Source organism: Bradyrhizobium sp. P5_C11_2 (genome assembly GCF_054049755.1).
The window spans coordinates 1-12,100 of sequence record NZ_JBFULT010000199.1; the positions used below are offsets into that span (position 1 = coordinate 1).

The 12,100-nt window shown below is 65.6% G+C and carries 10 protein-coding genes; 3 read left to right on the plus strand and 7 right to left on the minus strand.

Translation table 11 applies throughout. The features are described from left to right. Positions 1 to 114: 114 nt before the first annotated feature. Positions 115 to 708 (plus strand): GNAT family N-acetyltransferase, encoded by a 594-nt coding sequence (locus tag ACXJL8_RS19490; protein WP_456621780.1) that lies wholly within the window; start codon positions 115 to 117, stop codon positions 706 to 708. A 100-nt stretch (positions 709 to 808) separates the two neighbouring features. On the opposite strand, the gene ACXJL8_RS19495 is transcribed toward ACXJL8_RS19490, so the two are convergent. The 4 genes from ACXJL8_RS19495 to ACXJL8_RS19510 form a co-directional block, all read right to left on the minus strand. Continuing rightward, positions 809 to 1,963, minus strand: a complete 1,155-nt coding sequence (locus tag ACXJL8_RS19495; protein WP_456621779.1) for a BBP7 family outer membrane beta-barrel protein — start codon at positions 1,961 to 1,963, stop codon at positions 809 to 811. Positions 1,964 to 2,162: 199 nt separating this feature from the next. Further along, positions 2,163 to 2,390: a hypothetical protein gene (locus ACXJL8_RS19500; RefSeq protein WP_456621778.1), complete on the minus strand. Its 228-nt coding sequence runs from the start codon at positions 2,388 to 2,390 to the stop codon at positions 2,163 to 2,165. 2 nt (positions 2,391 to 2,392) lie between these two features. Beyond that, positions 2,393 to 2,815 (minus strand): DUF6636 domain-containing protein, encoded by a 423-nt coding sequence (locus ACXJL8_RS19505; RefSeq protein ID WP_456621777.1) that lies wholly within the window; start codon positions 2,813 to 2,815, stop codon positions 2,393 to 2,395. A gap of 10 nt (positions 2,816 to 2,825) precedes the next feature. Beyond that, complete coding sequence (locus tag ACXJL8_RS19510) at positions 2,826 to 3,773, minus strand: threonine/serine dehydratase (RefSeq protein ID WP_456621776.1); 948 nt, start codon at positions 3,771 to 3,773, stop codon at positions 2,826 to 2,828. A gap of 155 nt (positions 3,774 to 3,928) precedes the next feature. Between ACXJL8_RS19510 and ACXJL8_RS19515 the strand changes: the two genes are divergently transcribed. Further along, entirely contained in the window at positions 3,929 to 4,558 is a 630-nt protein-coding gene (locus ACXJL8_RS19515) for a glutathione S-transferase family protein (RefSeq protein ID WP_456685427.1), read from the plus strand. Positions 4,559 to 4,580: 22 nt separating this feature from the next. Here ACXJL8_RS19515 and ACXJL8_RS19520 read toward each other — a convergent pair whose 3' ends face one another. The 3 genes from ACXJL8_RS19520 to metF all read right to left on the minus strand — a co-directional run bounded on the left by ACXJL8_RS19520 (position 4,581) and on the right by metF (position 10,855). Further along, positions 4,581 to 5,588, minus strand: a complete 1,008-nt coding sequence (locus ACXJL8_RS19520) for a DUF3592 domain-containing protein (RefSeq protein ID WP_456621774.1) — start codon at positions 5,586 to 5,588, stop codon at positions 4,581 to 4,583. 458 nt (positions 5,589 to 6,046) lie between these two features. After that, positions 6,047 to 9,907, minus strand: a complete 3,861-nt coding sequence (gene metH / locus ACXJL8_RS19525; protein ID WP_456621773.1) for a methionine synthase — start codon at positions 9,905 to 9,907, stop codon at positions 6,047 to 6,049. Positions 9,908 to 9,913: 6 nt separating this feature from the next. Further along, positions 9,914 to 10,855 carry a methylenetetrahydrofolate reductase [NAD(P)H] gene (metF, locus tag ACXJL8_RS19530; RefSeq protein ID WP_456621772.1) on the minus strand — a complete coding sequence of 314 codons (942 nt, stop codon included), beginning with the start codon at positions 10,853 to 10,855 and terminating at the stop codon, positions 9,914 to 9,916. Positions 10,856 to 11,252: 397 nt separating this feature from the next. Between metF and ACXJL8_RS19535 the strand changes: the two genes are divergently transcribed. Further along, positions 11,253 to 12,100: LLM class flavin-dependent oxidoreductase (locus tag ACXJL8_RS19535; protein WP_456685428.1), on the plus strand; the 848-nt coding region annotated here is incomplete at its 3' end.

Consider the following 12,100-nt stretch of genomic DNA (forward strand, 5'->3'; position numbering starts at 1 on the left):
CGGGACTCGTCGTTCCAGCGTCGCCAAGCAATCTACCTTCGTGGTCATGGGTCCCGGCCTTCGCCGGGACGACATAGAATATATGGCTCGCGCTCGGCTCCACAGGAAACCGCCATGATCCTCCCCAACGGCTATTCCGACGTCCCCGCCGGCAAGATCGCCGCCGTCGTCACCCATCTGGAGATGACCGCGCCTCCCGCGCGCCGCGACGATCCGCTTGGCGCGTGGGCCCTGCGCAAGGTCGATGCGCCCGCGCCCGACTGGTATCGCGACCTCCATCGCCGCGTCGGCGAGGAATGGCTGTGGTTTTCGCGGGCGCGGATGAACGACACGGAGCTCGCCGCGATCATCCACGCAGCGGGTGTCGAGGTCTATGCACTGGCCGTGGACGGCCGCGATGAAGGCCTGCTCGAGCTGGATTTCCGCGAGGCCGGCCAATGCGAGCTGGTCTATTTCGGCGTCACCGCAAGCTTGATCGGAACTGGCGCCGCGCGCTTCCTGATGAACCGCGCGCTGGAGCTCGCGTGGTCGCGCGAGCTGCGCCGCGTCTGGGTGCACACCTGTACCTTCGATCACCCGTCGGCAGTTGCGTTCTATCAGCGCTCCGGCTTCCGCCCGTTCCGCCGCCAGATCGAGATCGCCGACGATCCGCGTCTCGACGGCACGGTGCCGCGGACGGCGGCGAGGCATGTGCCGATTGTCGCGTGATGCTCGCCCGTAGCCCGGATGGAGCGCAGCGCAATCCGGGACTTTCTCGCCCGCTGACAGAATCCCGGATTACGCTGCGCTCCATCCGGGCTACACGTCGTCAATAATTATACCGCACGCCGAAGCTGAACCCCTGCGCCAGCAGGTTCGTCGTGTTGAACACCGGCGCGGGCCGGTTCGGCCCGCCGCCGGCCGCCGGCGGAACCAGGTTCGGATTGACGGTGGTGTCGACCAGCCCGCCGGCGCGCTGCACGCCGGTCCAGTACATCACGTCGTAGCCGGCGATCAGCCGCCATCCCGGCGCAACCTGGTAGCCCGCCTTCAACGACAGCTCCGGCACCACCGCGAAGCGGGTCTGGTTGTAATGGCCGATATTGCTGGACAGCGCGAGGAAGCCGCCGGGGGCCGTCGTGGTGACGCCGGCCACGGTCGAAATCGTCGAGCCCGAAATGTCGGCGCTGTTGAGATTGGCGCCGAGCGCGACCTTGCCGCGCCACTCCAGCGACCACGGGCCATTGCGCCAGTCGCCGGTGAGGCCGAGATCGAGGCCGTGGAAATTGCTCGCCGCCTTGAAATTGTCGGTGGGACTGAAGGTACCAAAGGCAGGAATTGTCGCGGTGTCCGAGATCGTCAGCGTGTCGGACGACCGCAGATAGCGATAGCCAATCAGCGCGCTGACGCGCTGTCCGCTCCACGCGCCGAGATCCCAGCGATAGAGCGCGCCGGCGCCGAGCAGGCGCGAGGTTTCGCTTGCATTGACGCTGCCGGTGGCGAGCCCCGGAAATCCGGCGAATAATGCGTCGGGAAGTCCCGTCAGCGCGTTGGTGAAGGGCCGTGCCAGGATCGGATTGGCGTTGGTATCGGTCGCAAATCCGGTCGAGAGGTTCTCCAGCCCGAAGAACGACGCCTCGACGCCGCTTCTGCGCTGCGGATCGAACCAGTAGCCGGCGGTGATCCGGCCGCCAGAGCGCCAGTCGTTGTTGACGCTGGAATTGCCGAACAGCACGGTCGTCGCAGGCTGGCCGAGCACACCGGCCAGGCCCAGCGGCGTGCCGACCGGGCTCGTCGTCACCAGCGCCGGCAGCTTGTCGCCCGTCACGCTCCAGGCGAGATAATCGGCCTCGGCCCAGAACGGATTGAAGTCGGCAGGTTTTGGCGGTGCCTTCACCGGCAGATCGGCGGCAAGTGCGCCGCCGTTCAGCGAGATCGTCGCAAGCGCCGCGCCGACCGCTGCCGCCCCCAACCGCCGATTCATCTGCCGTCCCCAAGCTTCCACGGAATGAACCATGCGACACTTTGTTCGGCAAGGTGGAGTTGAGGCGGGCGGTGCGCGAATACGTCCGGCTGTTGCCGTTGGGCACCGCTCGTCCGCCACGGCGCGGCAGCCTTGTAGCCCGCATGAGCGAAGCGATATGCGGGGCCGTCTGTCCCGCATGTCGCTACGCTCATGCGGGCTACGCCTGGTTCACCGTGGCTCCCTTCACCTCTTCGCTGAAATTGGGCGGATCGTGGGAATCGATCAGCTCCCGGATGACGCGGGCGTAGGCAACCTTGTCCGCGCTGAAGGAGTAGGCGCCAAGGATACTGAGCGAGGGAGGTTTGTCGGCAGTCACGTCGTTCTGGCCCAATGCGGTGCCCATCGTGATCGACACCATGCAAATGATCAAGAGCGCGCGGAGCATGCTCAAAACACCTTCTGCTCCGCCCGCGCCAGCGAAAACCCGTGCTGCATGGCGTTGAAGCACGTCAGCCCGGTCTGCTCCGACCGGCACGTAAATCCCGCGCGCTGCCACACCTCGCCATAGGCGAGCACCGGCAGCGAGGCATCCATCACGGTGTCGCCGGCGCAGATGCGCCCCGCGGCTCCCTTCGCGCTCATCTCGAAGGCGTGGCCGTAGTCGAGCTCGCAATCCGCCGGCCGGCGCGGGCGCGTCTCCAGGTTCATGATGTCGCAGCGGAGCACGCCCTGGCCGTTATCGGCATAGAACTGGCAGACGATGTTCTTCGACGGCGTCAGGAAGCCGATCGGGCGGTCCTGCGCGCGAACATCGTTGCTGGGAAGCGCAAGCAGGATCAGCGTCAGGATGAGTCCGCGATACCCGATCATGCGATGCTCGCTAGCTGTCGAAATTCACCGCCGTGGTGTTGGCGCCGCAAACCAGCACCGCGACCCGCTCGCCGGACGATGGACGATAGCGGCCGGAGAGCAAGGCGGCAAAGGCGGCCGCGCCGCCGGGCTCGGCCACCAGGCGCAGGCTCGACCACAACGCCGCCTGCGCCTGCCGGATGGCATCATCGTCGACCAGGACGACCCGCTCGACATGGGTCCGCGCGATCGGAAACATCAATTCGCCGACGCGTCGCGGCGCGAGGCTGTCGGCGGCGATGCCGCCCGCGGGCGCATCGACCGGCGCGCCCGCCGCGAAGGCGGCGTGCAAGGTCGGCGATTGCTCCGGCTCGACTGCCACGATGCGCGTCCTGCCGGCGCTCCACGCCGCGATGCCGCCGATCAGTCCGCCGCCGCCGACCGCCACCAGCAGCGTGTCGATGCCGGGGGCGTCCTGCTCCAGCTCCAGGGCGACGCTGCCCTGGCCGAGCAAGGTCTCGACCTGGTCGTAGGCATGGACTGCAAGCGCGCCGGTCTGCGCGACATGGGCTTCGCTCGCCGCGAGCGCATCTGCGTAGCGGCTGCCCGCAATCACGAGTTTCGCGCCATAGCCCCTGATCCGCTCGGCCTTGGCCGGCGAGGTGATGTCAGGCACGAAGATCGTGGCCGGGATGCCGAGCCGCTGCGCGGCATAAGCCACCGCCGCGCCGTGATTGCCGCCGGATGCGGCGACGACACCAGCCTCCGGCACCCGCCGCAGCAGCAGGTTGGCAAAGGCGCCGCGCGCCTTGAACGATCCTGAATGCTGCAGCATCTCGAGCTTGAACGTGACCGGCGAAGCCGGCAGGCCGAAATCGGCAAGATTAGCCTCGAGCAGCGGCGTGCGCCGGATGTGGGGGCGGATCACCGCCTCGGTCGCCGCAATCTGCTCGCGCGTGATGTCTATTGTCGCTGTCATGATAGCCGCCTTGATAGCGCATCCGGGAGACGCTGTCCCGGCGTCGTTGCGTCCGGCGCAATGCTCCATTTCCAAGATCCTCCTTGCGTCGCGCCGATCTTGCCGTGGAAACTGATCGGCCCTGCCGTGTCCAACGCCAGAGATGAGCGGTTACCATGTTCCTGATCGGCCAATACGATTCCCCCTTCGTCCGCCGTGTCGCGATCGCGCTCCGGCTCTACGGGCTCGCCTTCGAGCACAGGCCGTGGTCGACCTTCGGCGATGCCGACAAGATCGCGCCCTATAATCCGCTGCGCCGCGTGCCGACGCTGGTGCTCGACGACGGCGAGGCTTTGATCGAGAGCACGATCATCCTGGATTATCTCGACGAGCTCGTGGGTGCGGAGCAGGCGATGCTGCCGCGCAGCGGCGCCGAGYGGCGGCGTCACTTGCGCATCTGCGCGCTCGCCTCAGGCCTCGGCGACAAGGCGGTCAGCCTGCTCTACGAGCGCGTGCTGCGGAAGGAGCAGCTTGCGCTGTGGGTCGAGCGCTGCGAGGCGCAGATCGGCGACGTCCTGAGGGTGCTTGAGGCTGAGCGTGCCAAGGTGACGACGCCATACTGGCTGGGCGATCGTATCGGTCACGCCGACATCGCGGTGGCCTGCGTCGTCCGCTTCACCCGCGAGGCGCATCCGCAATTGTTCGATGTGGCGCGCTATCCGGCGCTGTCGGCCCACGCCGGGCGCTGCGAGGCGCTGGCGCCGTTCAGGGAGATCGCGCAACCGCTGGCACCGCCGAAGGGGTGAGCCATCAAGCGCCGCTACACTGCTACGCAAACCCGATCTTGAGCAGGATCGTCAGAAAGATGCCGCCGACGATCGCACAGACCGCGGCGCCGATCAGCGGACCCAGCGCGCCTTCCCGGCTCGCAGGCTCCAGCACGGCTTGTCCCGGCTGGTCCGGATCGTAATAAACTTTGACATTCTGCCCGGGGTGATGCTGCGCCGCGGCCTTTTCCGCGACCTCGCGCAGCCCGGAGATCATGGTGCCGCCCCAACTGACTTCGGTGCCGATGAAGTCGCGCTTGCCGACCCTGTAGGCGTAGCGCAGGTCGACCTGATAGCGATGCCGGAGCTTGGTGGTCGTCGGCTTGTCGTCGTTATCGCTCCTCTCCTCGATGATCTCCTCGATCACATCGCAATGGGTAATCCTGCCCGCCGCGGTCGGCCAGCGCAGGCTGGCGCTCGCAAGCCGGCGCGTCCTGACATACTCGGCGACGCAGAACACGCCGCCGATGAGCACGATGATCGGCAGCGCGAACGCGAACAGCGGAACGTTATGATCGGCGTAGAGCACGCGACCCGCGAGCGAATGCGCGGTCAAGGTGGCGGCAATGAAGCCGAACACGATCGTGAACGCCACGAGGGCCGCGACGTTCTGCGCAGCGGCCGGCTCCAGCAGCGCCTCGGTCGGGTGCTTCGGATCGACATGGACGTCGACATGGGCGCCGACCGGATATCGTCCGGCCAGTTTTTCGGCGAGCACCCCCGTCGTCATGACGATGCCGCCGACAAAGACCTTGTCGCCTTCCAGCTCCTGGCCGCCGACATGATAGCGATAGCGGATGATGGGCCTGGCATCGTTCCGATCGTCCGAGGCGTGCGTCGCCGGCCGATCGACCCTGGAGACCGTGATGATGCCCTCGACCTTGTCCCAGCTCCGCGCGGCCTGCATCCGGCCCCACATGCGGACCAGATTGAACAGCATCAATCCAAACAGCAGCACCGAGATGCCGGCGGCAATCTGCGTCCACATCAATTGATGGGCATTCAGCATCTGATTTTCCCTGCTCCCCGACGGCGGACCCGCCATTGGTCGCGGCGAGCGCGCGTTGCGTTCACGGCGCCGCGGCAGCACATGCGAAGCCGTGCGAAGGGCTGAGGCCTCTTACCCTCCCCTCCAGGGGAGGATGGGCACCGCGCGTGGGCCGAAGAGGTGAGAGAGCACTCGCATCCGCCGGAGTGCAAAACTGACGCAGCAGGGGATGATGGAATATTACAGGTGTTTTGCCCGACGGAGTAACCGCCGCACCACACATGAAATTCCTCAAGCCTTTCAACCCCATCTCTACTGTGCATGGGGTTGTTTTTCAGTTTTTGTCGTCCCGGCGAAGGCCGGGACCCATAACCACAGGGAGCAGTTTGACGGAGGCTCGTCGTCCGGTACGGCGATCGATCTCCACGGAGAGACCTCGCGGTATGGGTCCTGGCTTTCGCCAGGACGACACCGAGAGCCTACCCCGCTCCCGCGCGCTTCTTCTGCCAGACGAGATGCACCGCGCAGGTGCAGCCGGGCGGATGCGAGGCGAGGTCCTTGGACGTCTCGTCATTCGCGGGCGTCGCCGCGAAGGCCTTGTCGGCCGCAGCCGCCTGCGCCGGGATGTAGTTCAGCACCGGCGCGAGCCAGCGCTCGGTTTCCGCGATCGTCATGCCCTTGCGCACGGCATAGTCCTCGACCTGGTCGCGCTCGATCTTGCCGACGCCGAAATAATAGCTCGCGGGGTTCGCGAAATAGAGCCCGGACACGCTGGAGCCCGGCCACATCGCAAAGCTCTCGGTCAGCGTCACGCCGGACGTGGCTTCCGCGTCGAGCAGCTCGAACAGCGTCGCCTTCTCGGTGTGATCGGGCTGCGCGGGATAGCCGGGCGCGGGGCGGATGCCCTGGTACTTCTCTAGGATCAGATCGTCGGGGGAGAGGGTTTCGTCCGGCGCATAGGCCCAGAACTCGCGGCGCACGCGGGCATGCATGCGCTCGGCGAAGGCCTCGGCGAGGCGGTCGGCCAGCGCCTTGCACAGGATCGAGGAATAGTCGTCATTCGCCATCTTGAAGCGGTCGGCAACCACATCCTCGCCGATGCCGGCCGTGACGACGAAGCCGCCGACATAGTCGGGCACGCCGGTGCCTTCAGGCGCGATGAAGTCGGCGAGCGCGGCGTTGAAACGGCCCTCGCGCTTCTCGAGCTGCTGGCGCAGCGTGTGCAGCGTCGCAATCGTCTTGGTCCGGCTCTCGTCGGCATAGAGCACGATGTCGTCGCCCTGCGCATTCGCCGGCCAGAAGCCGACCGTCGCGCGCGCCCGGAACCATTTCTCCTTGACGATCAGGTCGAGCATTTTTCGCGCGTCATCGTAGAGCGAGCGCGCGACCTCGCCGACCTTGGAATCGTCTAGGATGGCCGGAAAACGTCCAGCGAGCTCCCAGGTCTGGAAGAACGGCGTCCAGTCGATATAGGGCACCAACTCGGCCAGATCGTAATCACCAAAACTCTTGATGCCGAGGAAGGTCGGCTTCACCGGCCTGGTCGCCGCAAAATCGACCGGCACGCGGTTGGCGCGGGCGGCACTCAGCTTCAGCCGCTTCTTGTCGGCCTGCGCGCGGAAATGCGCATCCGAGATCTTTGCGTATTCGGCGCGCACGTCGGCAGCATAGGCCTCGCGCTTCTCAGGGCTCAGCAACGAGGAGGCGACGCCGACGGCGCGGCTGGCATCATTGACATGCACCACGGGACCTGCGCGATAGCTCGGGTCGATCTTGACGGCGGTATGCACGCGGCTCGTTGTGGCGCCGCCGATCAGCAGCGGCAGCTTGAGGCCTTCGCGCTGCAATTCGCCGGCGAAGAACGCCATCTCGTCGAGCGACGGCGTGATCAGGCCGGAGAGACCAACGATGTCGGCCTTCTCGGCTTTCACGGTCTCGACGATCTTGGCCGCCGGCACCATCACGCCGAGGTCGATGACCTCGAAATTGTTACACTGGAGCACGATGCCGACGATGTTCTTGCCGATGTCGTGGACGTCGCCCTTGACGGTGGCGAGGACGATCTTGCCGGCGGACGAGGAGCCCTCGGTGCCGATGCCGTTGGCGAGATTGCGCGCCTTTTCCTCTTCCATGAACGGCATCAGCCAGGCCACCGCCTGCTTCATCACGCGCGCGGATTTCACCACCTGCGGCAAGAACATCTTGCCGTCGCCGAAGAGATCGCCGACCACGTTCATGCCGGCCATCAGCGGCCCCTCGATCACGTCGAGCGGGCGCTTCGACGCCTTGCGGGCTTCCTCGGTGTCGGTTTCGATGAACTCGGTAATTCCGTGCACAAGCGAGTGCGACAGCCGCTTCTCCACCGGCCATTCGCGCCAGGCGAGATCGGCCTCCTTGGTCTGGGTCTTGTTGCCGCGGAATTTTTCCGCGAGTGCCAGCAGCCGTTCGGACGCGCCGGGATCGCGGTTGAGGACGACGTCCTCGCAGACCTGACGCAATTCAGGGTCGATGTCGTCATAGACGATCATCTGACCGGCATTGACGATGCCCATGTCCATGCCAGCCTTGATGGCGTGATACAGGAACACCGAGTGCATCGCCTCGCGCACCGGCTCGTTGCCGCGGAACGAGAACGACAGGTTGGACACACCACCGGAAATGTGCGCGCCCGGCAGGTTCTTGCGGATCCAGCGCGTCGCCTCGATGAAGTCGACGCCGTAATTGTTGTGCTCCTCGATGCCGGTCGCGATCGCAAAGATATTCGGATCGAAGATGATGTCTTCCGGCGGGAAGCCGACGCGGTTCACCAGGATGTCGTAGGCGCGCTTGCAGATCTCGGTCTTGCGCGCGAACGTATCGGCCTGGCCGACCTCGTCGAACGCCATCACCACGACCGCCGCGCCGTGGCGCCGCGCGATCTGCGCCTCAAAGATGAATTTCTCCTCGCCTTCCTTCATCGAGATCGAATTCACGACCGGCTTGCCCTGCACGCATTTCAGGCCGGCCTCGATCACCGAGAATTTCGAGGAATCGACCATCACCGGGACGCGGGCGATGTCGGGTTCGGCGGCGACGAGGTTGAGGAAGGTCCGCATCGCGGCTTCCGAGTCCAGCAGACCCTCGTCCATGTTGACGTCGATGATCTGCGCGCCGTTCTCGACCTGGTCGCGGGCGACCTGAAGCGCGGCGGTGTAGTCGCCGGCGGTGATCAGCTTGCGGAAGCGGGCAGAACCCGTGACGTTGGTGCGCTCGCCGACGTTCACGAAGGGGATCGCGTCCGTCAGGATGAAGGGCTCGAGACCGGAGAGCCTCAAGCGAGGCGCGATCTCCGGCACGATGCGCGGCTTGTGCGGGGCCACGGCCGCGGCGATCGCGGCGATATGGTCCGGCGTGGTGCCGCAGCAGCCGCCGACGATGTTGACGAGGCCGTCGCGCGCGAACTCGCCGATCAGGCGGGCCATGTACTCCGGTGTCTCGTCATACTGGCCGAATTCGTTGGGCAGGCCGGCATTGGGATAGGCGCAGACCAGCGTGTCGGCGACGCGGCCGATATCGGCGATGTGCGCACGCAGATCCTCGGCGCCGAGCGCGCAGTTGAAGCCGATGGTGACGGGCTTTGCGTGCCGCACCGAATGCCAGAACGCTTCCGGCATCTGTCCGGAGAGAAGACGGCCGGATTTGTCGGTGATGGTGCCGGACACCATCACGGGCACGTCGATGCCGCGCTGTTCCGTGATCTCGGCGATCGCATAAAGCGCCGCCTTGGCGTTGAGCGTGTCGAAGATGGTCTCGACCAGCAGCAGGTCGACGCCGCCGTCGATCAGGCCGTTGATCTGCTCGCCATAGGATTTGCGGAGATCGTCGAAGGTGACCGCGCGGTAGCCGGGATTGGCCACGTCGGGCGAGATCGAGGCGGTGCGGTTGGTGGGGCCGAGGGCGCCGGCGACGAAGCGCGGCTTGCCGTCCTCGGCCTCGACGCGCCGGGCCGCATTGCCGGCGAGGCGGGCGCCTTCGCGCGCCATCTCGTAGACGATGTCGGCGAGGTCATAATCGGCCTGCGCGATCGAGGTCGTGGAGAAGGTGTTGGTGGCGACGATGTCGGCGCCGGCGCGCAAATAGGCGGCGTGGATGTCCTCGATCGCCTGCGGCTGGGTCAGGATCAACAGATCGTTGTTGCCGCGCAGGTCACGGTGGAAATCCCTGAAGCGCTCGCCGCGGAAGGCGGCCTCGTCGAACTGGAGGTTCTGGATCATCGTGCCCATGGCGCCGTCGAGCACGAGGATGCGGTCGCGGGCGGCGTCGAGCAGGGCAGTTCGCTTGGGAGAGGTGGGTACGGTCATCTGATCCTAGGCCGCCTTCTGCGCGCTCTTGGCGCGAATGCCGAGCAAATGGCTGATCGCGAACACGAGATCGGCGCGGTTCATGGTGTAGAAATGGAAGGTGTCGACGCCGCGCTTCGCGAGCTTCTGCACCTGGCCGGCGGCAACGGTGGCCGCCACCAGCTTGCGGGTCTCGGCGTCGTCATCGAGGCCCTCGAATTTTTCGGCAAGCCAGTCCGGCACGCTGGTGCCGGCGCGGGTGACGAAGGCTCTCGCCTGCTTGAAATTGTGCATGGGCATGATGCCCGGCACGATCGGAATGTTGATGCCGCGGGCGCGGACGCGATCAAGATAGCGGAAGTAGAGGTCGTTGTCGAAGAACACCTGGGTGATCGCGCGGGTCGCGCCGGCATCGACTTTTGCTTGCAGCGTGTCGATATCGTCGTCGAAGTCGCGGGCTTCAGGATGCTTCTCCGGATAGGCCGAGACCGACACCTCGATATCGGCATGCCGCTTCTTGATGCCCGCGACGAGGTCGGCAGAACTCTGGTAGCCGTCGGGATGGCTGGAGTAGGGCGTGCCGATGCCGCCAACGGGATCACCGCGCAAGGCCACGATGTGGCGGACGCCGACCTCGTGATAGCGGTCGACGATCTCGTCGATCTCGCCGCGCGAGGCACCGACGCAGGTCAGATGCGCGGCCGGCAGGAGCGCGGTCTCCTTCAGGATCCGCGAGATGGTCGAATGGGTGCGCTCGCGGGTCGAGCCGCCGGCGCCATAGGTCACCGAGACGAATTTCGGCTCGAGCGGCGCGAGGCGGTTGATGGTGTCCCAGAGATTCCGCTCCATCTCTTCGGTCTTGGGCGGAAAGAACTCGAAGGAGATCGCAGGACGCTTCGAGGAGAGCTGTCCATTTTGGAGGCGCGCGTCTTGCCCGTCGGCTGTCGCAGGCGTCGTCAACTCGGTCATGGCACCACTCACTCCAGATTCTTGCCAGACTTCGGCGTTCGGCAGTCAGGTCCAGCCTGAGACGGCCTAAGATAAGCCAAAGGCGGTCGCCCCGACAGCCCATCGATTATGGGAAATTGCCCACTATTGTATAATATCGTCGAGAAATTGTGGATATTACGAATTTTGTGGGAACTGCGGATGGAGGATAATTGTTATATAAATCAGTATTTTATGCCATTTCTGTACTTCCGGTCGATTAGAAGTGCCGTTGGGCAACACGAAAGCGAGTTGAAGGCGCCTGTCTTCGTCCCAACGTCAGGCGCGGGGCCCTGCGTACCCCCTTCGCGGCAAGCTCACGCCAGCTCTGCTCCCTCGCCCCATTGCCGCGGCCGCGCGGTGCTTTAGCTTAGCCGCCATGATTCCGCTCTCAGTCCTCGACCTCTCCGTCGTCACCACAGGCACGAAACCCGCCGCGGCGCTGCGCAACAGCATCGATCTGGCGCGCCATGTCGATGGGCTCGGCTATGTCCGCTACTGGCTCGCCGAGCATCACAACCTCGCTTCCGTCGCGAGCCCGGCGCCCGACGTCATGATTGGGCAGATCGCGGCGGTGACGAAGCATATCCGCGTCGGCTCCGGCGGGGTGATGCTGCCCAACCATGCGCCGCTGGTGGTGGCCGAGCGCTTCAAGATGCTGGAAGCGTTGTTCCCCGGCCGCATCGATCTCGGCCTCGGCCGCGCGCCCGGCACCGACGGCGCCACGGCCTACGCGCTCAGAAGCCGGCTCGACCGCCGCGAGGGCGACGATTTTCTGGAGCGGCTGCATGAGCTGATCCTGTGGGAGACCCGCGAATTCCCTTCGGGGCATCCGTATAACAACGTCGTGGCCATGCCCGACGACACCAAGCTGCCGCCGATCTGGCTGCTTGGCTCCAGCGACTATTCGTCGGAATTGGCCGCGCAAGTCGGCATGGGCTTCGCCTTCGCCCATCACTTCGCGTCCCATGACGCGATCGATGCGATGGTGCACTACCGCAATCGTTTCCAGCCCTCGGCCTGGAGCGCGAGACCGCAGGCGATCCTCGCCGTCGCCGTCATCACCGCTGACACTGATGCTGAGGCCGAGAAGCTCGCCACCTCGTTCGACCTCAACCGATTGCGCCGCGACCGCGGCCAGTATCTGCCGCTGCCGAGTGTCGAGGAGGCGCTGGCCTATCCCTATACGGATTCCGAGCGCACCTCGATCCTGCGCAACCGCTCGCG

What these genes read in the sequence shown, in the direction of transcription:
- ACXJL8_RS19490 (WP_456621780.1), top strand. Translation starts at nt 115, where the DNA reads ATGATCCTCCCCAACGGCTATTCCGACGTCCCCGCCGGCAAGATCGCC.
- ACXJL8_RS19495 (WP_456621779.1), bottom strand. Translation starts at nt 1,963, where the DNA reads ATGAATCGGCGGTTGGGGGCGGCAGCGGTCGGCGCGGCGCTTGCGACG.
- ACXJL8_RS19500 (WP_456621778.1), bottom strand. Translation starts at nt 2,390, where the DNA reads ATGCTCCGCGCGCTCTTGATCATTTGCATGGTGTCGATCACGATGGGC.
- ACXJL8_RS19505 (WP_456621777.1), bottom strand. Translation starts at nt 2,815, where the DNA reads ATGATCGGGTATCGCGGACTCATCCTGACGCTGATCCTGCTTGCGCTT.
- ACXJL8_RS19510 (WP_456621776.1), bottom strand. Translation starts at nt 3,773, where the DNA reads ATGACAGCGACAATAGACATCACGCGCGAGCAGATTGCGGCGACCGAG.
- ACXJL8_RS19520 (WP_456621774.1), bottom strand. Translation starts at nt 5,588, where the DNA reads ATGCTGAATGCCCATCAATTGATGTGGACGCAGATTGCCGCCGGCATC.
- metH (WP_456621773.1), bottom strand. Translation starts at nt 9,907, where the DNA reads ATGACCGTACCCACCTCTCCCAAGCGAACTGCCCTGCTCGACGCCGCC.
- metF (WP_456621772.1), bottom strand. Translation starts at nt 10,855, where the DNA reads ATGACCGAGTTGACGACGCCTGCGACAGCCGACGGGCAAGACGCGCGC.